The sequence below is a fragment of the Caballeronia sp. PC1 genome (assembly GCF_021353155.1).
Taxonomy (GTDB): domain Bacteria; phylum Pseudomonadota; class Gammaproteobacteria; order Burkholderiales; family Burkholderiaceae; genus Caballeronia; species Caballeronia cordobensis.
This window is the reverse complement of record NZ_JAJUBH010000001.1, coordinates 615,470-640,294: the sequence shown is the minus strand read 5'-3', so window position 1 is coordinate 640,294 and position 24,825 is coordinate 615,470. Positions and strand designations below refer to the sequence as shown.

Annotated in this window: 24 protein-coding genes; 4 read left to right on the top strand and 20 right to left on the bottom strand. The window is 61.1% G+C overall.

All coding sequences use genetic code 11. From position 1 onward, the window contains the following. Positions 1 to 108 precede the first annotated feature (108 nt). From secG to LY284_RS03085, 6 genes are all read right to left on the bottom strand, one after another. On the bottom strand, positions 109 to 477 hold the full coding sequence (secG, locus tag LY284_RS03110; RefSeq protein WP_014191762.1) for a preprotein translocase subunit SecG: 369 nt from the start codon (positions 475 to 477) through the stop codon (positions 109 to 111). 88 nt (positions 478 to 565) lie between these two features. Further along, on the bottom strand, positions 566 to 1,339 hold the full coding sequence (tpiA, locus tag LY284_RS03105; RefSeq protein ID WP_014191763.1) for a triose-phosphate isomerase: 774 nt from the start codon (positions 1,337 to 1,339) through the stop codon (positions 566 to 568). A gap of 169 nt (positions 1,340 to 1,508) precedes the next feature. Beyond that, complete coding sequence (locus tag LY284_RS03100; protein WP_014191764.1) at positions 1,509 to 2,525, bottom strand: NAD(P)H-quinone oxidoreductase; 1,017 nt, start codon at positions 2,523 to 2,525, stop codon at positions 1,509 to 1,511. 187 nt (positions 2,526 to 2,712) lie between these two features. Further along, complete coding sequence (gene pnp / locus LY284_RS03095; protein ID WP_041730501.1) at positions 2,713 to 4,851, bottom strand: polyribonucleotide nucleotidyltransferase; 2,139 nt, start codon at positions 4,849 to 4,851, stop codon at positions 2,713 to 2,715. Positions 4,852 to 5,226: 375 nt separating this feature from the next. Beyond that, complete coding sequence (gene rpsO / locus LY284_RS03090) at positions 5,227 to 5,496, bottom strand: 30S ribosomal protein S15 (RefSeq protein ID WP_014191766.1); 270 nt, start codon at positions 5,494 to 5,496, stop codon at positions 5,227 to 5,229. 162 nt (positions 5,497 to 5,658) lie between these two features. Next, positions 5,659 to 6,948 carry a branched-chain amino acid ABC transporter substrate-binding protein gene (locus LY284_RS03085; protein ID WP_014191767.1) on the bottom strand — a complete coding sequence of 430 codons (1,290 nt, stop codon included), beginning with the start codon at positions 6,946 to 6,948 and terminating at the stop codon, positions 5,659 to 5,661. 174 nt (positions 6,949 to 7,122) lie between these two features. Here LY284_RS03085 and LY284_RS03080 point away from each other — a divergent pair, with 174 nt between their 5' ends. Further along, entirely contained in the window at positions 7,123 to 7,638 is a 516-nt protein-coding gene (locus LY284_RS03080; protein WP_014191768.1) for a hypothetical protein, read from the top strand. 92 nt (positions 7,639 to 7,730) lie between these two features. Then, positions 7,731 to 9,200: an IS1182 family transposase gene (locus tag LY284_RS03075; protein ID WP_014191769.1), complete on the top strand. Its 1,470-nt coding sequence runs from the start codon at positions 7,731 to 7,733 to the stop codon at positions 9,198 to 9,200. An 89-nt stretch (positions 9,201 to 9,289) separates the two neighbouring features. Here the strand turns inward: LY284_RS03075 and LY284_RS03070 are convergent, their stop codons facing one another. The 6 genes from LY284_RS03070 to LY284_RS03045 form a co-directional block, all read right to left on the bottom strand. Beyond that, a complete protein-coding gene (locus LY284_RS03070) occupies positions 9,290 to 10,834 on the bottom strand; it encodes a 2-isopropylmalate synthase (protein WP_014191770.1) in 1,545 nt (514 codons plus the stop codon). 382 nt (positions 10,835 to 11,216) lie between these two features. Next, a complete protein-coding gene (locus tag LY284_RS03065) occupies positions 11,217 to 11,876 on the bottom strand; it encodes a C40 family peptidase (protein WP_014191771.1) in 660 nt (219 codons plus the stop codon). Between the two features lie 147 nt (positions 11,877 to 12,023). Further along, positions 12,024 to 13,622: an ABC transporter ATP-binding protein gene (locus tag LY284_RS03060; RefSeq protein WP_014191772.1), complete on the bottom strand. Its 1,599-nt coding sequence runs from the start codon at positions 13,620 to 13,622 to the stop codon at positions 12,024 to 12,026. Further along, positions 13,619 to 14,740, bottom strand: a complete 1,122-nt coding sequence (locus tag LY284_RS03055) for an ABC transporter permease (RefSeq protein ID WP_014191773.1) — start codon at positions 14,738 to 14,740, stop codon at positions 13,619 to 13,621. Before LY284_RS03055 ends, LY284_RS03060 begins: the two co-directional genes overlap by 4 nt. A gap of 1 nt (position 14,741) precedes the next feature. Further along, entirely contained in the window at positions 14,742 to 15,785 is a 1,044-nt protein-coding gene (locus tag LY284_RS03050; protein WP_014191774.1) for a microcin C ABC transporter permease YejB, read from the bottom strand. Between the two features lie 15 nt (positions 15,786 to 15,800). Further along, entirely contained in the window at positions 15,801 to 17,669 is a 1,869-nt protein-coding gene (locus tag LY284_RS03045) for an extracellular solute-binding protein (protein ID WP_041730503.1), read from the bottom strand. Between the two features lie 261 nt (positions 17,670 to 17,930). Here LY284_RS03045 and LY284_RS03040 point away from each other — a divergent pair, with 261 nt between their 5' ends. Both LY284_RS03040 and LY284_RS03035 read left to right on the top strand, forming a co-directional pair. Further along, complete coding sequence (locus tag LY284_RS03040) at positions 17,931 to 19,373, top strand: site-specific integrase (protein WP_233384509.1); 1,443 nt, start codon at positions 17,931 to 17,933, stop codon at positions 19,371 to 19,373. A 4-nt stretch (positions 19,374 to 19,377) separates the two neighbouring features. Then, complete coding sequence (locus LY284_RS03035) at positions 19,378 to 19,938, top strand: hypothetical protein (RefSeq protein ID WP_233384501.1); 561 nt, start codon at positions 19,378 to 19,380, stop codon at positions 19,936 to 19,938. Here LY284_RS03035 and LY284_RS03030 read toward each other — a convergent pair whose 3' ends face one another. The 8 genes from LY284_RS03030 to LY284_RS02995 form a co-directional block, all read right to left on the bottom strand. Then, complete coding sequence (locus tag LY284_RS03030; protein ID WP_233384499.1) at positions 19,939 to 20,727, bottom strand: hypothetical protein; 789 nt, start codon at positions 20,725 to 20,727, stop codon at positions 19,939 to 19,941. It abuts the gene before it with no gap. Positions 20,728 to 21,551: 824 nt separating this feature from the next. Then, positions 21,552 to 21,842 (bottom strand): hypothetical protein, encoded by a 291-nt coding sequence (locus LY284_RS03025; protein WP_233384497.1) that lies wholly within the window; start codon positions 21,840 to 21,842, stop codon positions 21,552 to 21,554. A 496-nt stretch (positions 21,843 to 22,338) separates the two neighbouring features. Continuing rightward, positions 22,339 to 22,629: a hypothetical protein gene (locus tag LY284_RS03020; RefSeq protein WP_233384495.1), complete on the bottom strand. Its 291-nt coding sequence runs from the start codon at positions 22,627 to 22,629 to the stop codon at positions 22,339 to 22,341. Further along, the gene (locus LY284_RS03015) at positions 22,626 to 22,799 is read right to left on the bottom strand and encodes a hypothetical protein (protein ID WP_233384493.1); all 174 of its coding nucleotides are present in this window, start codon (positions 22,797 to 22,799) and stop codon (positions 22,626 to 22,628) included. The genes LY284_RS03020 and LY284_RS03015 overlap by 4 nt, the downstream gene beginning before the upstream one ends. Before the next feature lie 51 nt (positions 22,800 to 22,850). Then, on the bottom strand, positions 22,851 to 23,057 hold the full coding sequence (locus LY284_RS03010; RefSeq protein WP_233384491.1) for a hypothetical protein: 207 nt from the start codon (positions 23,055 to 23,057) through the stop codon (positions 22,851 to 22,853). A 17-nt stretch (positions 23,058 to 23,074) separates the two neighbouring features. Beyond that, the gene (locus LY284_RS03005) at positions 23,075 to 23,584 is read right to left on the bottom strand and encodes an HK97 family phage prohead protease (RefSeq protein ID WP_233384489.1); all 510 of its coding nucleotides are present in this window, start codon (positions 23,582 to 23,584) and stop codon (positions 23,075 to 23,077) included. After that, the gene (locus LY284_RS03000) at positions 23,584 to 24,099 is read right to left on the bottom strand and encodes a hypothetical protein (protein WP_233384480.1); all 516 of its coding nucleotides are present in this window, start codon (positions 24,097 to 24,099) and stop codon (positions 23,584 to 23,586) included. Before LY284_RS03000 ends, LY284_RS03005 begins: the two co-directional genes overlap by 1 nt. Positions 24,100 to 24,187: 88 nt before the next feature. Next, positions 24,188 to 24,505 carry a hypothetical protein gene (locus tag LY284_RS02995; RefSeq protein WP_233384478.1) on the bottom strand — a complete coding sequence of 106 codons (318 nt, stop codon included), beginning with the start codon at positions 24,503 to 24,505 and terminating at the stop codon, positions 24,188 to 24,190. Positions 24,506 to 24,825: the final 320 nt, after the last annotated feature.

Below are 24,825 nucleotides of genomic sequence, written 5' to 3'. Positions count from 1 at the left end.
AAACTACTTCTTAATTGCCGCGAATCGCTTCAAGACTTGAATTATAACTGGGCCCTACGAATTGTTCAACGCACAAAATGCAGATTTCGCGAAAAATTCGTTCTGCCGTTATTTGGGCACATCGGCGCCCGGCGCGGACGATGCAACCGGTGCCGATACAGGCGCGGATGCCGCCGCGGCCGGCGCGGAGGCAGGCACGGGGGCCGCGCCGCCGAGCACGCCCGCCGACGTCTGCGGCTTATAGCTGCCGAGATAGGTCAGCGCGAGCGTCGTGATGAAGAAGATCGCCGCCAGCACCGCCGTGGTACGCGACAAGAAGTTGGCCGAGCCGGTCGCGCCGAAAAGGCTACCCGACGCGCCGCTGCCGAAGGCCGCGCCCATGTCCGCGCCCTTGCCATGCTGAAGCAGCACGAGGCCGATAACGCCCAGCGCCGACAACAACTGAACGACGATAATCAATGTCTTCAAATACAGCATTTCAACTCACCTGGTTCCTGATGTTTCCGTGACACCTTCGTGTCGCAATGTAGTCTTTCGCCTGCCCTGCCCGCTCGCCGTTCGATGCTCAATGCAACACGGTTTGCGCGGCCCGGCAGATCGCCAGAAAATCCTTCGACTTCAGCGACGCGCCGCCGATCAGCCCGCCGTCGATGTCCTTCTGCCCGAACAGTTCTTCCGCGTTCTCGGGCTTCACGCTGCCGCCGTACAAGAGCGGCACGTGCGCTACCGACGCCCCCTTCTCCAGCAGCTTGCGGCGCAGGAATGCGTGAACGTCCTGTGCCTGCAGCGGCCGCGCGGTCTTGCCCGTGCCGATCGCCCAGACGGGTTCGTAGGCGACCACGATGCCAGCCGCCTGCTCTTCCGTCAGCACGAGCAGAACGGCGTCGAGTTGCGTGCCGATGACCTGCTCCGTCTGCGCGGACTCGCGTTCTTCGAGCGTCTCGCCGACGCAGACGATCGGCGTGAGACCCGCCTCGATCGCGCGCTTTGCCTTCGCCGCGACGAGTTCCGGACTTTCGCGATGATACGCGCGTCGCTCCGAATGCCCGACGATCGCGTAGGTCACGCCGAAGTCCGCCGCCATTTCGGCTGCGACTTCGCCGGTGTAGGCCCCACCCTCATGCGCCGACACGTCCTGAATGCCCCACTGCACGACCGAACCCGCGAGGAGCGCCTGCGATTGCGCGAGATACGGGCACGGCACGCACACACCGACGCGCACGCCCTTTTGCAAAGCCGATGCACCTGCGGCGACTTCGGTCAGCAAGGTCGCGTTGTCACCGATGCGGCCGTGCATCTTCCAGTTGCCCACCACCAGTTTCGCTCGTTCTCTGGACATAAGTCTCGTCAGTCGGCGGCGGCTTCGATGAGCCGCCCTGTTATAGGAATGAACCCGCTACGAACTGCAAACTGCTTGCAAAACAGGCGATTTTACTGTGTTAAGAGGAAACCGGTCAAACCGCCAAAAGCGGGCCGCAACGCTTTGGCGTCGCGGCCCGCGAACGAGCTCACGCTTTCTCGCGCCAGTCCAGCACGATCTTGCCGACGTGCGTGCTGCTTTCCATGAGCGCATGCGCGGCGGCAGCTTCGGCTGCCGGGAAGACCTGGTGAATCACCGGCTTGATGCGTCCCGCCTCGATCTCCGGCCAGACGCGCTCCTTGAGCTTCGCCGCGAGCTTCGCCTTGAACGCGACAGGACGCGGACGCAGCGTGGAACCGGTGATGACGAGACGCCGGCGCAGCACGTCGTTGAGATTGATCTCCGCCTTCGCGCCGCCAAGAAGCGCGATCACGCAAATGCGTCCGCCGTCGGCCAGCGCCTTGAGCTCGCGCTGAAGATAATCGCCCGCGACCATGTCGAGAATCACGTCGACGCCGCGATCGTTCGTCAGCGACTTCACCACGTCGACGAAGTCTTCCGTCTTGTAGTTGATCGCGCGCTCCGCGCCGAGCGCTTCGCACGCGCGGCACTTTTCATCGGTGCCGGCCGTGGCGAAGACGCGAAAGCCGAGCGCCTTCGCGATCTGAATCGCCGTCACGCCGATCCCGCTCGAACCGCCCTGAACGAGCAGCGTCTCTTCCTCGCCGTTTTCGCCCAAACCGAGCTGGCCGCGCTCGAAGACATTGCTCCACACGGTGAAAAACGTTTCGGGCAACGATGCCGCTTCGATATCCGACAGGCCCTTCGGCGCCGGCAGGCATTGTTCGAGCGGCGCGACGGCGTACTCGGCATAACCGCCGCCCGCGAGCAGCGCACACACGCGATCGCCCTTTTTCAGACCGAACGGGTTGTGCTTCGGATCGAAATCACCGTCGACGATTTCACCCGCAACCTCCAGCCCCGGCAGATCCGACGCGCCCGGCGGCGGCGCATAGGCGCCCTTGCGCTGGAACACGTCCGGGCGGTTCACGCCGGAGGCCGCCACCTTGATGAGAACCTCGCATTTTCCCGGCGTCGGGGTCGGCCGCTCGCCCAGCTTCAGAACTTCGGGTGCGCCAAACTCGGTGATTTCGATGGCCTTCATGACATCTCCCTGTGCCGATCAGAGTTAGTGTGCATCCGAACCGGATGGCACTGCGCGCGCTTAAAGCAATCCGCGCTCCACACTGCCATCGGGTCCGACGACGCATCGGACAATGCATAGCGTCCCAAGCGTCATACATGAAAACGGCCGGCTCGCATCCGCGGCCGGCCGTCTACACATTACCGCATTACTGCTGCGGGTGCGTGGGTTCCGCCTGCTGCGCGCCTTCGTTCAGCAGCGCCTTCGCCGACAAGCGCACGCGGCCCTTTTCGTCCGTCTGGATGACCTTGACCTTCACGATCTGGCCTTCCTTCAGGTAGTCGTTGATGTCCTTCACGCGCTCGTTGACGATTTCCGAGATGTGCAGCAAACCGTCCTTGCCCGGCAGGATGTTCACGATCGCGCCGAAGTCGAGCAGCTTGAGCACCGGGCCTTCGTAGACCTGACCCACTTCCACTTCCGCCGTGATGTTCTCGATGCGCTTCTTGGCTTCCGCCATGCCTTCGCTCGACGTGCTCGCGATCGTCACGACGCCGTCGTCCGAAATGTCGATGGTCGTGCCGGTTTCTTCCGTCAGCGCGCGGATCACCGAGCCGCCCTTGCCGATCACGTCGCGGATCTTCTCCGGATTGATCTTGATGGTGATCATGCGCGGCGCGTAGTCCGACAGTTCCGTGTTCGTGTGCGGCACCGCGGCCGTCATCTTGCCGAGGATATGCATGCGGCCTTCCTTCGCCTGCGCGAGCGCAACCTGCATGATTTCCTTCGTGATGCCCTGGATCTTGATGTCCATCTGCAGCGCGGTCACGCCTTGCGCCGTGCCGGCCACCTTGAAGTCCATGTCGCCGAGGTGATCTTCGTCGCCGAGGATGTCGGTCAGAACCGCGAACTTGTTGCCTTCGAGGATCAGGCCCATCGCGATGCCCGCGACGTGCGCCTTCATCGGCACGCCGGCGTCCATCAGCGCGAGGCAGCCGCCGCAGACCGAAGCCATCGACGACGAACCGTTCGATTCCGTGATTTCCGACACGACGCGGATCGAGTAGCCGAATTCGTCGGCGCTCGGCAGGCACGCGACCAGCGCGCGCTTGGCGAGACGGCCGTGGCCGATTTCACGGCGCTTCGGCGAACCGACGCGGCCGGTTTCGCCCGTCGCGAACGGCGGCATGTTGTAGTGGAGCATGAAGCGCTCGCGGTATTCGCCTTCGAGCGCGTCGATGCTTTGCTCGTCGCCCTTCGTGCCGAGCGTCGCGACAACCAGCGCCTGCGTTTCGCCACGCGTGAACAGCGCGGAACCGTGCGTGCGCGGCAGGACGCCCGTGCGGATTTCGATCGGACGGACCGTGCGCGTGTCGCGGCCATCGATGCGCGGCTCGCCGTTCAGGATCTGCGTACGGACGATCTTCGCTTCGATGTCGAACAGAACGTTGCCGACCGTTGCCTTGTCGGCGGCGACCGTGCCGCTCGCGGCGGCATCTGCTTCCAGCTTCGCCGACGCCGCTGCGTACACTTCCTTCAGCTTGGCCGAACGCGCCGACTTGTTGCGCAACTGGTAAGCGGCTTCGAGTTCCGGCTTGGCGATCTCGGTGACGCGCGCGATCAGCGCTTCGTTCTTCGGTGCGGGCGCCCAGTCCCACTCCGGCTTGCCGCCTTCGCGCACGAGTTCGTGAATCGCGTCGATGGCGGTCTGCATCTGGTCGTGGCCGAACACGACCGCGCCAAGCATCACTTCTTCGGACAGCTGCTGCGCTTCCGATTCCACCATCAGCACCGCACGTTCCGTACCGGCGACCACCAGATCGAGCGCCGACTCCTTCATCTGCGCACGCGTCGGGTTCAGCACGTACTCGTTGTTCAGATAGGCGACGCGCGCAGCGCCGACCGGGCCGTTGAACGGCAGACCGGAAATCGCGAGCGCGGCGGACGCGCCGATCAGCGCCGGGATGTCCGCGGGGATTTCGGGGTTCAGCGACAGGACGTGGATCACGACCTGCACTTCGTTATAGAAGCCTTCCGGGAAAAGCGGGCGCAGCGGGCGGTCGATCAGGCGCGAAATGAGCGTTTCGCCTTCCGACGGACGGCCTTCGCGGCGGAAGAAGCCGCCCGGAATCTTGCCGGCGGCATAGGTCTTTTCGAGGTAATCGACGGTCAGCGGGAAGAAATCCTGGCCCGGCTTGGCGGTCTTCGCGCCGACGACGGTCGCGAGCACGACGGTATCTTCGATATCGACGATCACCGCGCCGCTTGCCTGACGAGCGATCTCACCCGTTTCGAGGCGGACGTTGTGTTGTCCCCACTTAAATTCTTTGACGATTTTATTGAACATTGTGACTCCTTTCACGTTGCGCCGCGCCGGCCCGATGGCGCTGGCATGGACGGTCGCGAGCCACGCGTGAGAGGTGTGTTATGCCATTCCAGCGCGGGGCTTGCCCGACGTGCGCGCGGCACGCGCCGCGGTGGAATGACACAAAGCTCTGCTGCGAGGCCGGACCGGGTGTCGAACCGGATGATGCATCCGGGTGAATCAAACTGCGCTGCGGCAACTGAACCGCTGAAACTGCCGACTACATCGTCGTGATCGCGGATATCGCGATCGCGCACCACTTCGCGGCCGAAACGCACAAAAACAAAGTGCCTGTATCAGCGGACTGACACAGGCACCTTCGGTCTAACAGCGGCCGCGAAGCCACATATGCGCCAATTACTTGCGCAGACCCAGCTTCTCGATCAGCGAGCGATAACGATCCGCGTCCTTACCCTTCAGGTAGTCGAGCAGCTTGCGACGGCGGCTCACCATGCGCAGCAGACCGCGGCGGCTGTGGTGATCTTTCGAATGCGACTTGAAGTGGACGGTCAGTTCGTTGATGCGGCTCGTGAGCAGTGCGACCTGCACTTCGGGGGAGCCGGTGTCGTTCGTGCCGCGCGCGTATTCTGCGACGATGTCGGACTTCTTGATTTCTGCTACGGACATTTGCATTTCCTTTGATACAGACAGGCGGTCACGGAAGAAAGGCCGTGCCGTGGGGGTTTTGCAATTCAGCCAGTTGGCCAATTCAGATTTTTCGCAACGGACAAGCCGAAGACGAAGCGTGGAGTATAGCACACCGCACGCCGGCAAAGACGCGGTTCCGGACTAACGCGCGGGGCGCGTCATCTTGCAGGTCGTCGGCGGGACGGTCTTGTCGGCGGAAACGGCCAGTAACGTGCGAAAGCCGTAGCCGGAGCCTTCGTTGTCGAAGCCCACGCCCTTCGTGCCCGCCTTGTCCATTTCCAAGACATAAAGGGGCTGCATCACCTGGTGATCCTCGGCGCGCATCGTCATCGCATGGAAGTTTTCGCCATCGAATTTCATGCCTTCGAGCGCACGCGCCACCGCGAGCGGGTCCGCACTGCCGGCGCGCGTCATCGCCGAGGCGAGCATGTCGATCATCAGCGGCATGCGCGCCACGAGGTAGTCGTCGGCCGCGGCGGGATAGCGCGCGCGAAACGCCCGATAGTACGCGTCCGATGCCGCCCCGCCCGCATTCGGATGCCAGTCCGCGACCGCGATCACGCGCTTCACGCCCGCGTCGCCGAGCGCCGCCGGCGCGCCGAGCCCATTGCCGTAAAACGTGTAGAACTTGGTGTCGAGCCCCTGCTCGCGCGCCGCTTTCACGAGCAGCGTCAGATCGTTGCCCCAGTTTCCGGTGATGACCGCATCCGCTCCGCTCGTGCGGATCTTCGCGATGTACGGCGCAAAGTCCTTGACGCGCCCGATCGGATGAAACTCATCGCCGGCGATCGCGACATCCGGCCGCCGCTCCTTGAGCGCACGCTGCGCTTCGCGGCTCACATCGTGGCCGAAGCTGTAATCCTGATTCAGCAGATAAACCTTCTTCACCGCGCGATCGTCCTTGAGCGCGTCGGCGAGCGCGTCCATGCGCATGCCGGCGTGGGCGTCGAAGCGGAAATGCCAGAAGCTGCAGGCGTCGTTGGTGAGCGCGGGATCGTCCGCGGAATAGTTCAGGAACAGCACGCGCCGCTCGGGTTCGCGCGCGTTCTGCTTGTCGATCGCCCCGACGAGCGCCGCCGCCACCGCCGAACTGTTGCCCTGCATGACGAAACCGATTTTGTCGTCGATTGCCGCGCGCAACTGCACGAGCGTCGCCTCGCTGCTGCCCTTGCCGTCGAACACGACGAGTTGCAGCGGATGCATGCCGTCGGCGAGCTTCACGCCGCCGTTCGCGTTCACGCGCTCGACGCCGAAGCGCAGATTGCGCTCGACCATCGCGCCCGCGTTCGCGAACGGCCCGGACATGCCTTCGATCAGTGCGAGCTTGACGGGCGGCAGATCGGCCGCCTGCGCCGCGCACGACAAAGCGACGCACGTCGCCGTCAGGATGCGCAGCCATTGCATCACACGCCCGCCGGTTTCATTCTTCATGGGTTTTCGCCGATCCGCTGAAAGCGCGGATCATAGGCCGCGCGGCGCTCACCGCGCAAGCCCGGCATTGCCGACACTTCCGCTCGAATGCCGCGACGCCGTGGAGAATGTTTTGTCGCGCGCGCATGTCAAAATCACCACAAACAACGAACGAATCAGCACGTGGAGGCTGCCATGCTGCACACATTCCATCGCCTGCGCGGCGCACTCGCGGTCGCGGGCGCCGCCCTGCTGCTCTCGGCCTGCGCGCAGCCGTGGCAAAACTACCAGACCGGCGCGGATGCATCGGCGATCACGACCCGCCTGGGCCCGCCGCGCGAAGTCTACGATCTGCCCAACGGCGGCAAGCGCCTGATGTGGCCGACGCAGCCGCTCGGCGAATTCACCACCGCTGCCGATATCGACGCATCCGGCAAAATCGTGAGCGTGCGGCAGGTACTCGACGAAAACGAGTTCTACAAAGCGCAGATCGGCACCTGGACGCGAGCCGACGTACTCGTGAATTTCGGCCGGCCGGTGGAGACGTCGTACTTTCCGCTGATGAAGCGCGAAGTCTGGACCTATCGTTATATGGAAGCCAACATCTGGTATCTGATGTACAACTTCTACTTCGACGATCAGGGCATTTTGCGCATGACGCAGAAGACGCCCGACCCGCTGCACGACCCGGACAGGCGCAATCTCTTCTGAGCGCCGCGCCATGAAAAAAGCCCTCTCGCGAGGGCTTCAGACTGCTGACAAAGCCCTGGCTCTTGCCGGGGCTTTGTCGTTAAATGAGCGTCATGCTCAAGAAACCGACGCCTACCCAGCACGAACTCGAGATGGTCACGCTCGAGGAACTCGTGCCCAAGGACCACTTGTTGCGCAAGATCGATGCAGCGGTGGATTTCGAGTTCATCCGCGAGAAGGTGGCGCATCTTTACTGCGCCGACAACGGCCGTCCGGCGCTCGATCCGGTGGTGCTGTTCAAACTGCTGTTCATCGGCTACCTGTTTGGCGTGCGCAGCGAGCGCCAGTTGATGCGCGAAGTGCAGGTCAACGTCGCCTATCGCTGGTTCGCGCGCTTTCGCCTCACCGATAAGGTGCCCGATGCGTCGACCTTCTCGCAGAATCGTCGGCGGCGCTTCACCGATACGAGCGTGTATCAGGAGATCTTCGACGAGATCGTGCGTCAGGCGATCGGTCACGGCATGGTCGATGGCCGCGTGCTCTACAGCGACAGCACGCATCTGAAGGCCAACGCCAACAAGAACAAGTTCGATGTGGTGCGCGTGGAGCAAACGCCGTCGGCCTATCTGGCCGAGCTGGATGCGGCCATCGACGCGGACCGCGCCGCGCACGACAAGAAGCCGCTCAAGCGCGACGACGATGACACGCCGGGGCCCGGCAAGGACATCAAGGTTAGCCGCACCGATCCCGAAAGCGGCTACATGGTGCGCGACGACAAGCCCAAGGGCTTCTTCTATCTGGATCATCGTACGGTGGACGCCAAACACGCGATCATCACCGACACGCACGTCACGCCTGCCTCAGTGCATGACAGCCAGCCGTATCTGGCGCGGCTGGATCGCCAGCGCGCGCGCTTCGGGTTCGAGGTGCAGGCGGTGGGGCTGGACGCGGGCTACTTCACGCCGGCGATTTGCCAGGGTCTGGAGCAGCGCGGCGTGGCCGGGGTGATGGGGTATCGCACGCCCAATCACAAGCCGGGCAGGTTTTATAAGCGCGAGTATCGGTACGACGCGTATCGCGACGAATACGTGTGTCCGCAAGGCCACGCGCTGTCGTACAGTACGACCAACCGGCAGGGCTATCGGCAATACAAGTCCGATCGTGCGATCTGCGAGCGTTGCCCGGTACGCGAGCGCTGCACGCAAAGCGCCAACGCGGTGAAACTCGTGGTGCGCCATGTCTGGGAGCGCGCCAAGGAGCGCGTGGATGCGCGGCGGCTGAGCGAATGGGGCCGACGCATCTACGCGCGTCGCAAGGAGACGGTGGAGCGCAGCTTCGCCGATGCCAAGCAGTTGCATGGGCATCGCTACGCGCGCATGCGAGGGCTGCGCAAACTCGCCGAGCAGTGCCTGCTGGCGGCTGCGGCGCAAAACATCAAAAAGATTGCCCTGTTGCTGGCCCGCCTGCGGCGGCTTTTACGTCGTCTAAGCCACTGCGAAGCGCGCCACACACCGCCGAGGAGGCAATTCCGAGCGTCACGGGGGTGCTTCGATCCGGTGAGCCCTCAAATCGCCTTCGGGTGAAAAAGAAAACCCCACGTTGAGAAAACGTGGGGTTGGTCAGCAGTCTGAAGCCCTCTCGCGAGGGCTTTCTTGCGTTCGAAGCGAAAAAATCAAAGCTGCGGATTGAGCTTCTCGACCTTCGAGTGCAGCTTGTTCAACGCGGCGATATACGCCTTGGCGGACGCCGCCACGATGTCCGGATCGGTGCCGACGCCGTTCACGATGCGCCCGCTCTTCGACAGACGCACCGTCACTTCGCCCTGCGCCTGCGTGCCGGTGGTGATCGCGTTGACCGAGTACAGCACGAGTTCCGCGCCGCTTTCGACCTTCGATTCGATCGCGTGCAGCGTCGCATCGACCGGGCCGTTGCCGCGCGCCTCGCCCGTGACCTCGGCGCCTTCCACCGCGAACACGACTTTCGCCTGCGGCTGTTCGCCGGTTTCGGAGTGCTGCTTCATCGATACGAAGCGGAAGTGCTCTTTCGCCTGCGCCTCGGCGGATTCCTCGGAGACGATCTGCATGATGTCTTCATCGAAGATTTCGGCTTTGCGGTCGGCGAGATCCTTGAAGCGCGCGAACGCGGCGTTCACGTCGGCTTCGGATTCGAGCGTCACGCCCAGTTCTTCGAGGCGCTGCTTGAACGCATTGCGGCCGGAGAGCTTGCCGAGCACGATCTTGTTCGCGCTCCAGCCCACGTCTTCCGCGCGCATGATTTCGTAGGTGTCGCGCGCCTTGAGCACGCCGTCCTGATGGATGCCCGACGCGTGCGCGAACGCGTTCGCACCGACCACTGCTTTGTTCGGCTGGACGACGAAACCGGTGATCTGCGAGACGAGCTTGGACGTCGGCACGATCTGCGTCGTGTCGATGCCGACATCGAGGCCGAAGTAATCCTTGCGCGTCTTCACGGCCATCACGATCTCTTCGAGCGAGGTATTGCCCGCGCGCTCGCCCAGACCGTTGATCGTGCATTCCACCTGGCGCGCGCCGCCGATCTGCACGCCCGCGAGCGAATTCGCGACCGCCAGGCCGAGGTCGTCGTGGCAGTGCACGGACCAGATCGCCTTGTCGGAATTGGGCACGCGCTCGCGCAGCGTCTTCACGAGATTGCCGTAGTGTTCGGGAATGCCGTAGCCGACCGTATCGGTGATGTTGATCGTGCGCGCGCCTTCGTTGATCACGCCTTCGAGCACGCGGCAGAGGAAATCGATATCCGAGCGGCTGCCGTCTTCCGGCGAAAACTCGACGTCATCGGTGAACTTGCGCGCGAAACGCACCGCGAGTTTGGCCTGCTCGTAGACCTGTTCCGGCGTCATGCGCAGCTTTTTTTCCATGTGCAGCGCGGACGTGGCGATGAACGTATGAATCCGGAACTGATTCGCGGGCTTAAGTGCGTCCGCGGCGCGCTGGATGTCCTTGTCGTTCGCGCGGGCGAGCGAGCAGACCGTGCTGTCTTTCACGAGCGACGCGATCGTGTTGATCGCGTCGAAGTCACCGTTCGAACTGGCGGCGAAGCCCGCTTCGATGACATCGACCTTCATGCGCTCCAGTTGCTTCGCGATGCGGATCTTCTCTTCCTTCGTCATCGACGCGCCGGGGGACTGCTCGCCATCGCGCAAGGTCGTGTCGAAGATGATCAACTTGTCTGCTGCCATGTTGGGCTCCTGTGGGGAGATTTATCGATTGTTGGAAATTTCGGGATCGAAATAACGATAAGGCAAAAGGGAATTCGGGTGTTCGCGCCACCGCTGGCGTCGAAAACCTGAATGGACGAGCAGACGGGAGGCGAGAAGAATCAGCGCGGTAGGCGCGCTAGTAGCGATAGCGCGCGCGCCGTCGAAACAGCGAACGCACCAGCCGGGAACAGCGAGAAGGGGAACGGCAGAAAGTTCATTCAAAAACTATAACGGCTTTTGCAGGCGCGTGCAATGAGGCTTTCCGATCGCGCCGATTGACGCATCGCCCGCTTCGGGCGGGCGCGAAAAAAAAGCCTGCGTCCCGAAGGAGGCAGGCTTTTCTTCAAGCTGGCAGGACCGGTCAGTAACCGCCGATCGAAGCGCTGACGCGCTGACGCAGTTCCGAACCGTCGCCGACTTGCGCGTTATCGATACGGCGCGCGCCCTGGAAGCGCTTTTCCCAGTAGCCGTCTTCCATGTCGTCGACACGGATCGTGCTGCCGGTGGACGGCGAATGCACGAACTTGTTGTCGCCAATATAGATGCCGACGTGCGAGAACGAGCGGCGCATTGTGTTGAAGAACACGAGGTCGCCCGGTTTGAGATCGGCGACGGTCACTTTCTCGCCGACCCGGCTCATTTCCTCGGCGCGACGCGGCAGGGTCATGCCGAGCGTGTCCTGAAACACGTAGCGCACGAAGCCGCTGCAATCGAGGCCGGAATCCGGCGTGTTGCCGCCCCAGCGATAGCGCACACCGATCATGTTGAGCGCGCCGACGACGACGTCGCCCGCCTTGCTCGCGACGCCCGACAGAAACGACTTCGCGCCGCCCGGATTGCTGGCGGCATCTGCGCTTGCTGCGTCGGTGGACTTGCTGGAGGAAAAAATGCCATTGCGGGCATTTTGGCTACTACTGCTGACTTCGTCGGCGAACGCGCCGGAAGCTGTTGTCATCAGGAGGCCGATTAACATGCCCGCGGCGGCGCGCGCGCATGTCTGAGTCATCGTTAGTGGCTGCATCGGTCGGTAGGTTTTACAATTAAAGGCTGCTAAATCAGGAAGATACGTGAAAGTTTGGAGGGATACTAGCCACAAATTATTTAACTGTCAAAAGAAATAGAAAAATACAATTGAGATACCTACCCAATTGATTAAAAAGAAAGATTTTTAGGAAACCAACGCTGCTTTCAGAAGCTTTCTTGTGTATTCGTCGGAAGGGTTCGAAAAAATTTTCTCCGCATCCCCGGATTCGACGACAACTCCATTTCGCATGACCGCAACACGGTGCGCCATCGCACCGATCACCTGCAGATCATGGCTGATGAAAACGTAGCCGAGATTGTGTTTCTTCTGAATGTCGGCGAGCAGCGCAAGTACTTGAGTCTGAATGGAAACATCGAGCGCGCTGGTGGGCTCGTCGAGGATCAGGATGCTCGGCTCCAGGACCAGCGCGCGTGCGATCGCGATGCGCTGCCGCTGCCCGCCCGAAAATTCGTGCGGATAGCGCTCGAGCGCCGAGCGTTCCATGCCGACTTCGCGCAGCACGGCGATCACCTTCGCGCGCCGCGCGGCCGCGTCCAGCTCCGGGCGATGCAGCGCGAGCCCTTCTCCGACGATCCGCTCGACCGTCTGACGCGGCGAGAGCGAACTGAACGGGTCCTGAAACACCACTTGCAGATTCGAGCGCAGCACGGTTTTTTCGCGGCCGCGAAATTCGCCGAGCGCGCGGCCCTGAAACTGCACGCTGCCGTTCGAGATGCGTTGCAGGCCGAGCAGCGCCATCGCGAGCGTGGATTTCCCCGAGCCCGATTCCCCGACGATGCCGAGCGTTTCGCCCTGGCGCACCGTCAGCGACACGTCGTCGACGGCCCTGAAGCGGCCGCGCCGGAACCAGCCTTCGAGCCCGCGCAGTCGCGTCGGGTATTCGACGGACACGTCCTTCGCGTCGAGCAGGACGGGCGCGATCGGCAGCACCGGCAGCACCGCGCGCTTCGGCTTGCTGGCGAGCAGGCGCTGCGTATAGGGATGCTGCGGCGACGTGAAAATCGCCTCCACCGTGCCGCTTTCGACGAGCACGCCCTTTTCCATCACCGCGACGCGCTCGGCGAAGCGCCGCACGAGATTCAGATCGTGCGTGATGAGCAGCACGGCCATGCCGCGCTTTTCCGCTTCGTCGCGTTGCAGTTCCAGAAGCAGTTCGACGATCTGCGCGCGGATCGTCACGTCGAGCGCCGTGGTGGGCTCGTCGGCGAGCAAGAGGCGCGGACGGCACGCGAGCGCCATCGCGATCATCACGCGCTGGCGCTGCCCGCCCGATAGCTGATGCGGATAGCTGTCCACGCGCCGTTCGGGCTCCGTGATGCCGGTGCGCGCGAGCAGCGCGATCGCCCGTTGCCGCGCCTCGCGCGGGCTCGCGCCGTCGTGCAGCTGGATCGTCTCGCCGATCTGGTCGCCGACGGTGTAGAGCGGATTGAGCGCGGTCATCGGCTCCTGGAAGATCATCGCGATATCGGAGCCGCGCAGGCCGCGCATCGCGTGCTCGCTCTTCGACAGCAGTTCGTCGCCGGCGAAGCGGATCGAGCCGGTCACTTCGGCATCGCCAGTCAGGCGCAGGATCGACAGCGCCGTCACGCTCTTGCCCGAGCCCGATTCGCCGACGAGCGCCACGCGCTCGCCTGCGCGGATTTCGAGATTGGCGCCATCGACCGCGAGCGTATCGCCGAAGCGCACGCGCAGGTCTTGAATCGAAAGCAGCGGCTCGTTCATTGCCCGCCTCCCGCTTTCACCGCGTCGGCGATGCGCGTGTCGAGCGCGTTGCGCAACGCATCGCCCATGAACGTGAGCAGAAGCAATGTCGCGACGAGTACGCCGAAGGTCGAGAGCGAAATCCACCATGCGTCGAGATTCGCCTTGCCCTGCGCGAGCAACTCGCCGAGCGACGGCGTCGGCGACGGCACGCCCAGGCCGAGAAAATCGAGGCTCGTCAGCGCGAGAATCGCCCCGCTCATGCGAAACGGCAGAAACGTGATGACCGGCGTCAGGCTATTGGGCAGCACGTGCCGCGAAATGATCTGCCAGTTTGAGAGGCCCATCGCTCGCGCCGCACGCACGTAGTCCTGCGTGCGATTGCGCAGAAACTCCGCGCGCACGTAATCCGACAGGCCGATCCAGCCGAACAGCGACAGCAGGATGATCAGCAGGATAAGACTCGGCTCGAAGATCGAAGCGAAGATGATGAGCAGATACAGCTCCGGCAACGCGCTCCATATTTCGATCAGCCGCTGTCCCGTGATATCGATCCTGCCGCCGAAATAGCCCTGCACCGCGCCCGCGACGACGCCGAGCACGGTGCCGATCGCCGTCAGCACGAGCGCGAACAGCACCGACACGCGAAAGCCGTAGACGAGCCGCGCGAACACGTCGCGGCCGCGATCGTCGGTGCCGAGCCAGTTTTCGCGCGAAGGCGGCGCGGGATTCGAGCCTTTCGAAAAATAGTTGAGCGTGTCGTAGTAGTAGTGATTCGGCGGATAAATGGCGAAGTTGCCCGGCGCGCCGAAGCGGTCGCGCACGAACGGATCGAGATAATCGGCGGGCGTCGGAAAGTCGCCGCCGAACGTCGTCTCCGCGTAGGTCTTCACGAGCGGAAAATAAAAGTGGCCCTGATAGCGCACGACGAGCGGCTTGTCGTTCGACCAGAGCGGTCCCGCGAGGCTGATGACGAACGCCGCGACGAACACGATCAGGCTCCAGTAGCCGAGCCTGTTTCGCTTGAAGCGCAGCCACACGCGCCGTCCGGGCGAGACCGACGCTTCCGCGCGCAACGGTTGCGCGTCGCTGCCGTTGGCGGCGCGCCGTGACGATTCCGATGAAGCGGCTCGATTCAAATCAGCGCTCCAGTTGTTCGAATTGGATGCGCGGATCGACCCAGACGTAACAGAGGTCCGAGATGAGCTTCGTCGCGAGGCCGATCAGCGTGAAGAGATAAAGCGTGCCGAGCACGACGGGATAGTCGCGCCGCACGACGGATTCATACGAGAGCAGCCCGAGCCCATCGAGCGAGAACAATGTTTCGATCAGCAGGCTGCCCGTGAAAAACGCGCCGATGAACGCCGCCGGAAAGCCGACGATCAGCGGCAGGAGCGCATTGCGAAACACATGCTTCCAGAGCACGCGCCGTTCGGAGAGGCCTTTCGCCCGCGCGGTCAGCACGTATTGCTTGCGGATTTCGTCGAGAAACGCGTTCTTCGTGAGCATCGTGACGATGGCGAAGCTGCCCACCACCGACGCCACCACCGGCAACGTGATGTGCCACAGATAATCGAGTATCTTGCCGCCGAGCGAGAGCGTCGCCCAGTTGTCGGAGGTGAGGTTGCGCAGCGGGAACAGTTGCCAGAACGTGCCGCCGCCGAACAGCACCAGCAGCAGCACGCCCAGCACGAAGCCCGGAATCGCAAAGCCGACGAGCACGACGAGACTCGTCGCGACATCGAACTTCGAGCCGTTCTTGACCGCCTTCGCGATGCCGAGCGGCACCGATATCAGATACGTGATGAAGAACGTCCACAAGCCGATGCTGATCGACACCGGCAGCTTCGACACGATCAGCGACCACACGCTCTGATGCCTGAAGTAGCTCTCGCCGAGATCGAAGCGCGCGAACTTGCCGAGCATCGAGACGTAGCGTTCGAGCGGCGGCTTGTCGAAGCCGTAGAGCTTCTTGAGCTGCTCGACCTGCTGCGCGTCCACGCCGGTATGCGTGCGCAAGCCAAAGCCGCCGCCACCGCCTTCGGTCTGGCCGCGGCGCAGATCGTGCACAGCCTGTTCGACCGGACCGCCCGGCACGAACTGGATCACGACGAACGTGAGCGTGAGCACGCCGATGAGCGTCGGGATCATCAACAGAATGCGTTTAAGGATGTAGCTCCACATGGCGCGCGGTCCTCGTCACTTCGCGGCGTGCGCGGGCTTCGCCCACCACGTCGATATCACCCACTCCTCGGCGCCGTAATAGAGCGGCAACGTGGACGGAAAGCCGAGCGTATTGCGATACGCCACGCGATGCGTCGCCGAGAACCAGTGCGGCACCACATAGTAACCGTGCATCAGCACGCGATCGAGCGCGTGCGTCGCGTCGACGAGCTGCTCGCGCGTCTGCGCGGAAATCACCTTTTGCAGGATCGCATCGACGGCCGGCGACTTCACGCCCGCGAGATTGTCCGAGCCCTGCTCGTCCGCCGACTTGCTGCCAAAGCGCGACACCTGCTCGGTGCCGGGCACCTGCACGTCGGGCATGCGCACGCTCGTCATGTCGAAGTCGAAGGCATCGAGACGCTTCTGGATCAGCGCGTAATCGACCGTGCGGAAGTTCATCGTGATGCCGAGCTTTTGCAGATTACGCCCGAAGGCGGCCGCGACCGGCTCCATCGACGCGCCGCCGCCGGTGTCGTCGAGGATCTCGAACACGAAGGGCTCGCCTTTCGCGTTGCGCAGCGCGCCGTCGCGGTAGGTCCAGCCCGCCTGCGCCAGCAACTCACGCGCCTTGATCAGATTGGCGCGCAACGAACCGGGCGGATCGGTGTCCGGCTGGCGCGGCATCTCGCCGAACACGGACGGATCGAGCTGCTTTTTCAGCGGGTCGAGTATCGCGAGTTCGCCTTCGCCCGGCTTGCCTTTGGCCTGCAAATCGGTGTTGACGAAGAAACTGTCGATACGCTTGTACTGATTGAAGAACAACTGCCGGTTGAGCCATTCGAAATCGAGCGCGAGATCGAGCGCCTGGCGCACGCGCACATCCTTGAAAAGCGGCCGCCGCGTGTTCATGAAGAAGCCCTGCATGCCCGTGCCGTTGTGCTGCGGAAACTCGCGCTTGATGAGCTCGCCGCTGTCGAAACGCTTGCCGATGTCGCGTCTCACCCAGCTTCGCGCGACGTATTCGACGAGCACGTCGTACTCGCCCGCCTTGAACGCTTCGAGCCGCGCGGTGGGATCGCCGTACAGCTTGTAGTCGATATGCGCGAAGTTGAACATGCCGATGCGCACCGGCAGCGCCGCGCCCCAGTAATCCGGATTGCGCCGGTACGAGATCGTGCGGCCGTTGTCGTACCGGTCGATGAGATACGGCCCGCTGCCAATAGGCTTCTGAAACGCGATCTTGTCGAAGTCGATGCGCGTGCCGTCCGGCTTCATCCCCCATTTGCGCGAGAACACGGGAATGCCGCCCGCGAGCAGCGGCATCTCGCGCGTGGCGATCTTGAACTCGAAGCGGATCGTGAGCGGATCGACGACCACCGCGCGCGCGATCTGCCCGAAATACACCGAAAACTGCGGCGCGGCCTTCGGGCTCTTCAGCGTTTCGAACGAGAACTTCACGTCTTCGGCCGTGACCGGATCGCCGTTCGAGAAGCGCGCTTTCGGATTGATGTGGAACGTGGTGGACATGCCGTCGGGGGCGACGGCGATATCGTCGGCGAGCAGGCCGTAAGCGGTCGATACTTCATCGGAGCTGCCCGTGGTCAGGCTCTCGAACATCAGTGAAAGACCCGGCGCCGGATTGCCGCGCAGCGTGAACGGATTGAACTTGTCGAAGCTCGTGAGGCGGTTCGGGTTGGCGAGCACGAGCGTGCCGTCGCGCGGCGCGTCGGGATTGACGTAATCGAAGTGCGTGAAGCCGGCCGGATACTTCGGCTCGCCGTATTGCGCGATCGCGTGGACGGCGTAAGCCGGGCTCGCCACCGATGCGATCGATCCGGCCAGCGCGCAGGCAATGAATCCGAGCAAGGCGCGGGATGAGCGGATCGTCGTGCGAGTCGTCATGTGCCGTCATGTGCCTCTTGGCGCGATGTGAATGGGGGACGCGTTCGAATGACCCCGGCGAACGCCCGGGACGAACCTTGCGAACGCCGCGAGATTGCCCGGCGAAGCATTGCGATGTGAGAGAATTCTACCCAAAAATTGATACACAGACAACAATGGTCTAAACTCCCTTTACTGGCTTGAGTCCCGCCACTGGTGGGCCTCCGAGGGGTACACAGTCCATGTCAATAGTCCGTGTGTAGCAGTGAGAATTCAACACATATGAGCAAACCAATTCGGCGCGGTGCCGCGTACTACCTACGGCGGAGAGTGCCTCAAGATCTCGTTGCGCACTACAAGCGCGGGGAGATTGTTAAGGCTCTCGGGACCAAGGACCGCCAAATTGCTGTCGTCCTATGCACCGCTGCGGACGACGCCCTTAACGTGGAGTTCGCCCAAGTCCGGGCCAAGCTCAAGCAAGCTAGCGCACCGTCCAAAATCAACCCCGCCAGTCTAGAAAGCATGCTGCCCGAGGAGTGGGGAGACCACGAGGAGAACGCACTCCAAGAGGAGGAGGAGGACGCTATCGCCGACAGACTCGCCGATAAGATAGCCGCACGCCTCGGTATGTCCCGGGAGGCTCTAGGCCTCACGCCCGCCCACACGCCCACCGTAACCGCTCGGGCATCTTACCCCACGCCCGCCGCTCCTCGCCCCGCTGTGACCGAAACGGAGGACCGCACGCTACGGACTCTCGTAGGCCTCTGGCAGGAGGAGCGCAAACCCGACACGCGCACCGCGTCCGCGTACTCCCGGGCCGCCGAGCGGTTCCGCTCCCTCGTTGGGGACATTCCCGTACCGCAGATTAAGAAAGCGGACGTAGTGGCGTTCAAGGACAAACTCGTAGCGGGGGGACACAGCAAGATAACAACGCGGGCGTCCCTCTCTCAACTCTCCACCCTGCTTAAGTTCGCAATGGGCCGAGCTTGGATAGAGCACAACGCGGCAGACGGAGTTACGGTTACCGACAAGAGCAAGGCGTCCGCTAAGGCTAGCCGCCCGCCGTTCGATCTGGCTACGCTTAACCGCCTGTTCTCGTCCAAGATATATGCAGAGGGGTTCCGTGCGCCGCAGGGCGCGGGCGAGGCGCAATACTGGTTACCGCTGCTCGGCCTCTACACAGGCGCGCGCATTGAGGAGCTTTGCCAACTGCGCCCCGCCGACATATTCGAGGAGCAATACCGGGACTCTAGCGGTAACGCGGGTAAGGCGTGGGTGCTTCAGATTACCGAGGACGAGGACGAGGGGCTAGGCGTTAAGAACGCGGGAAGTATACGCCGTATCCCTATCCACCCGGAGCTAATCCAACTAGGGTTTGTGGAGTACTGCCAGCAACAGATCGGCTCCCGGATATTCCCGCTGCTCCGTAAAGACCCGACCGGCCTCGAATCAACGATATGGTCTAAGTGGTGGCACCGGGATTACTTGCGGCGATACTGTGAGCCGTCCGCGTCCAATATGGTGTTTCACTCGTTCCGCCACACGTTCAAGGACGTATGCCGCCAACTTGGGATTAGCAAGGAGCTTGCGGACGCAATCCAAGGCCACACGGATAACACGGCCTCGGGAGGCTACGGCGGCCTGCTCTATCCACTGGCCCCGCTCGTAGAGGCTATGAATAAATACACGGTATATGGATTAACTGCACTTAAAAGGAAAAATTAGAAATATGCGAGTCTTTATCCGGAATCTAGCGTTATCCGCTAGCTGCTTCTTACTTGCCACCACCGCGAACGCGAGCGGCAGCATACTAACGTACAAGGGAACAAAGTTCGGCGTATCGGAGGGCGAGTTTATAAAACAACACCCTAACCAAGGGTTCGTCTGCTCAGATAGTCGCATCTACTCGGGCCGCGAATGCAGGAGCGCATTAGCAACTTACGCAAACGCCAAAGCTGATACAGTGGCCGTATTCTTTGACGATAAATTAGCCCTAATGGTTATCTCCCTAGATATTCCTTCTAGCGATATTACTCAAGGTGCAATCATCGATACTATCGTCCCCAATCAACTAGCGGAGCAATACGGCCAACCCAACAAAACACAATGGCCGGTTACCGTAGAAGGTGGCACACTTTGGACTAAGCGGTGGGATATGCAAAGCGGAGACACCGTGGCTTATGTACACTCCCACCACGTTATTAATGGACAGATTTTCGACTTTCGGAATGTGTCCCTTTCATCGAAGGCCGCCAATAATCTCATTAAGAAAACACCGTCCGATATGTGATTACACCGCACCCATACCCGGCTTGGCCCGAGGCTTAAGAACGTCATAAACCCGGGCCGATTCTTCGATAATCTCCTGCTTGGAGGGATTACCTAAAACCTGTAGGTCGCTAGCCAAGGTCTGACTATTTACCATGATGCGCCGCTTATCGAGAATTGCGGCCAACCTGTTACGCAATCTAGCCTTGTCCCTACTGCGAGTATCGGTGTAGGCCTGATTTATCCAAAGTTCGATAGCGGTTTTAAGGTCAACCACTAGACCGCCTCGATTATTCCGCATCTTTAGAACATAGGTAACAAAATCCCGCTCGCTAGGCGCACACTGCTTAATGCGTTGGAGTGTGTCCAGCATTCGGGCCGATATGGATTTAGCTAAGGGAATGCGTATGTTGTCTCTACGTGCAGAGGCCTTGGTAATCAACTCGCCTGTAGTTTCATCTAGCCAAGTATCCGGCTCAAGGTAAGTAACTGTAGATCGCTCGGCCCGCTTATTACTATTCCAACCGGCCTGCTTGAGCCTAGACCTTGGAACAACCTTAATCCTACCTGACCAAGGTAGATACTTAGGCTCCTCTAGCTTGATTACCTTAGGCTGTTTCTTAGCTAGGGTACCAAGATACTGGTAAGAGTGCTCAACTACCGTAGCTTGCGGCTTAAATCTCGCTTGATGCTTATCTATCTCCTCCTGTGTGAATCGGTATTCCTTGAACAGGTGAGGATAATTGATTCTATCCGGGTCAATTGCATTAGCTGCCGCCTCCGCAATTACGTGGTCTAGATTGTAGGTCATGTAGCCTCGTGGGTACCTCCGTGAGGAACGCGTTGTATATATTAGGCGGAATGCTGGAGAGCCTTACCCCATAAGGGTTTGGGCTTTTCAAAAATGCGGTTTTGCCGCAGATTTTCAGCATTCTGGTAGCCGAGATTGAGGTAAATACCGGGGGTACGCTCAAATGTTAGGCAATTTCGACGTGACACCGACTGGCCTCAGTTGTTTTAACGACAAAAGCTAAAATAAAACTTTTTAACGCCTTAAATCGGCCGGAAACCCTTATTGCATAAGGAATCGCCCTCTAAAACTATCGGGCAAAACGTGCACTCTTTAGCACCACGCGTTACAGCATGCCGTGTTGGCGGAGGCGGTCCCGGATTGGCTGTATTTCGTCCGCATACTCCGCAAGGTCATTACGGAATTGCTCTTGGTACTCCTCGGGCAAGTCCTCGGCCACAATTCCGTAGGCAGCCCATAGTGCGGCGCTCCCGGGCATTAAGTCTGCGTGGTCCGGGTAATCATGGGCGCAGTGGTCTAGAATATGTTGCGCTCTCGGGCTACGCTTAATCTTGATACCTGCGGCCTCGCTACGCTTAATCGAGAGCCTATCCTGTCCAAGCTCGTTACGGAGGCGGCGGAGGGTATTTTCAAGCCTATCTACTGCCACATACTCCGGGCTACGCTTAGTCCCGCCGTTCGCGGTCGTTACCGTAATGGGGGCCTTAGATGCTGCTCGTTGCGCTCTGCGTAATAGGTCCTCGGATGCGAGTAACTCTCCAATACGCGGGTCCTCCCGGTTAAGGGAGGGATTATTTCTCAGTACCTCGCTAATGCGGTCGCTTCTACTCTTTCTGCCCATACTCTAATAATCTCCTTATTCGGCGTTTAACATCGGACATAAATATGTCTTGAATACGTTGGAGAGCGGCCATATCCGCTAGGCGGTCAGCTATCAAGGACATTTCCTTATCCCACCGTGCTCCGGCCTCGGCTCGCTCCCTTTCCAAAGGCCTAGGCGGACCTATCTCCGCCTCTGACTTGCCTCGGGCCAATGTCTCCTCAAGTTTCCGGACCATATCCCGGGCTATCTCTTCGCCGCTCCTGCCGTCGTTCTTGCCTATGTATTTCGCCATGAGTGCCTCCCGTGGAAAGCACCCATAGTAGGACGCGGCTAACCGGCCCGTTCTGCCTCGTGCTTGGCCTGATACTCCCGAGCAAGGGCGTAGTACTCACTGGCGGCCTTGTAGCGGGCCATACGGTGCGCGTGGGTCATAGGCCGCACTACCGTTCGGCCCTTGGCGTCCCGTACGACCGCCATATCTGCCCGAGCCATACGGGTCTCATGCTTCCCGGCCCGGATACACGCCTGAGCCACGGCCAGGGCGTACCCGTTGCGCATTTCGAGCGTGTCCACCATGTGGGCCAAACTGCGGTCCATGTCCGCCGCGTTCATGCCTCCGGTGCATTCGCCCCAATCCGGCCCGTAACAGTGGTCGTGAATGTGGGCGCGGAGGAGATTGTTATGCAGCGGGACCTTACGTTTGGGGCCTTGCTCCGACAGGGGCAGACCGAGAGCACGGCACAGGCGGGTCAGGTGTCGGCGCTGTGCGTGGTAATCGCGTAGGTAACTCACGCCTGCTCCATATCGAACGAGGCCACCAACTCCCCGAGGCAGGACACGGAAACGCCCATACGCTGCGCAACCCGCACAAGGCGGGCGTACACGCTCGGATGGACGCCGCAATTAAACGCGCGGTTGGTCTCCTCCCCCGAGAGGGAGAAAGACGGGCTTTCCGCCCCCGCGAGGGCGAACGCCTTAGAACGAAACATGTTTCCAACGGTGCGCCCCGCCTCCGCCGCCTCGCGGTGCAGGCTTTCGAGAGCGGCTCGGCTAATGCGGAATTCGATGTCTTGATTCATTCCACCTCCGCGTTTTCCAAGTCCTTGTTAATGAGGCGGAGCTTGGCCTGCGCGATCAGTCGATCGTTGATTGCAATGTCCTTGCGGAGCATCGTGTTAGCGATCTCCTTTCCACGAATGAGCGTGTTAAGCGATTCTTCCGTCATGCTAGGGTCGATTACAAATTCCATAAGTTATCCTTAGTTGTAAGTGGGCGGTTTGGGCCGCCCGGGGAGTTCTGGTTAGTAGGCGGAAAAGCCCGAGAGGAAAGCAATAAATTCGTCTTGGTCAATCTTGAGCACCACGTCATTACCGTCTGCGTCCTTGACCGTAACGGTTACTGGGTTGCCACAATTGGTCCCTGCGCCTTGAGCATGAAGAACAGCGGCCTTGCGGTCCGGTTGGCTCATGGTTGCGCGGTATTTCATGCCGAGAGAGAAAAAGTTCATGTGTGTCCTGGGGCGGGTTAATCTGCGAGAAAGGGCAACAGGGAGTAACGCTTAGTGGTTTCTGTGGCCTTGGGACTAGGCTTTGCTGCCTGCGGCTTAACCTTGGCAGGCGCAGCGGGGGCGGCGTCCGGGGTCTCCGAGTACTTAGCCACACAGGCAGAGTTAGCCGGGACAACCACGAGCGAGACCTCATGCACTAGCGAGGTATCGTAGGTCTTGCCGCCGTGCTGGTTAGGCGTTGCGCCCGCGCTACGGAATCCGATGCTGAAAGCCTGCGCCGCGCCAAACTTAGCCGCCGCCGCCCAATCGTCCGCCGTCCGGCTCTCGCCCTTGGGGATCAGGTGCGCCGTAATCATTACGCCTTTGGCGTCCGCCTTGGCCGAGACCACCGTACCGATAGGTAGCTTGTGATCGTGGCCGCCGAGGAGCGGGAGCGGCATTTTGTTAAAAATCACGCCCCCGGGCTTCACAATGTCGCCCACCACGTCAACATCTGACGTAGTGGCGTAGCCTTTCAGGACCCGCATTAGTTGAACACCGACAGGAGCGCCGCCACCGTAGCCGCCGCTTGTTGCTTCACGGCCTCGTGCTGCTTCGCTGCGTGTAGTTGCGGTTGAAGAGCCGCCAACTCGGTACTCAGGCGATGCACCTCCGACTCTGCGGCCCGTTGGCGGGCGAACGTATCCACGTCAACATTCGGACTGAGGCCAGCGGTAGAGAACATATGCAAGCCCTCGAATCCACCAACCTCCTTATGAATCGCCAACCGGGCCTCCGTAGCGACGCGGTTCTGTGCGGCCCGCTCCGCGCTAACCTCCGCAATCTTGGCCGTGAGTGTCTCAACCGAATCCCCTTGGTACTTCAACGCGGCGGCGTTCTGGTACGCCCACATACCCACCGAACGGGCGATAGCGTCCGCGTACACGGCACCGTCCCTAAAGGTGGGCCGTTGCAGCACCTTGGGCATAGCTTGGGCCTCAGCAACCACGGCGTTAATGTCGAATTGAACCGCTGCGGATTCTGCTTTCTTGAAAATACCCATTTGTATTCCTAATTAAAGTTAAAGGTAACGATCCCGAGGGAATCGGCTAGGCCAGTGGATCTACAGGCGGCCCGCCTACATGCACGACTTAGCTTGCTACTACGATCCCGCCACCGGCCAGCACGTAGCGATTCGGGTACGTTGACGCGCCCTCATCCGGAACCGGCTGCACGAGGAGAGCCTCGGCGTAATCGCGCGGGTCTTGGCCCGCAGCGGGGAGACCGTCGAGCCTGATTTGCTGCGTCTGGAGAGGAAATTTCCCCGCCTCATACATTTCCTGAGACAGGTACGAGGACACGTAAGCGTCCGTAGCCCCGGCCCCTGTGTAATCAAGCGACACCTGCATAACCACATGCACGGCGGCAACCGCGCCCGTTGAGGGCGTTACCACGTCCTTTTTAATCATTAATACGCTCCGTAAAAGACGAACCCTTGCACGTACGTATCGTACTGGGCCGAATTCTTAGCTGCCCAAGTCCACGATACCGTACCTGTATTGGTGTCTAACGAGAAAGTGGGGTGAATCAACCCGCCCGAGAGAAACCCAATGTATGAGTCGGGTTGAATAGATATAAACGCCCCGGATTTCATGCGGTCGTCTTGGGCGCTATCGTTAAACCCGCCCACTAACGGCTTGGACGAGATAATGCGCGAAATGCGGTGCGAGGCGTCCAGCACCAAATTACCGGACGCGTCCCAAATACGAAGTCCTGCCGACAAAGGTTA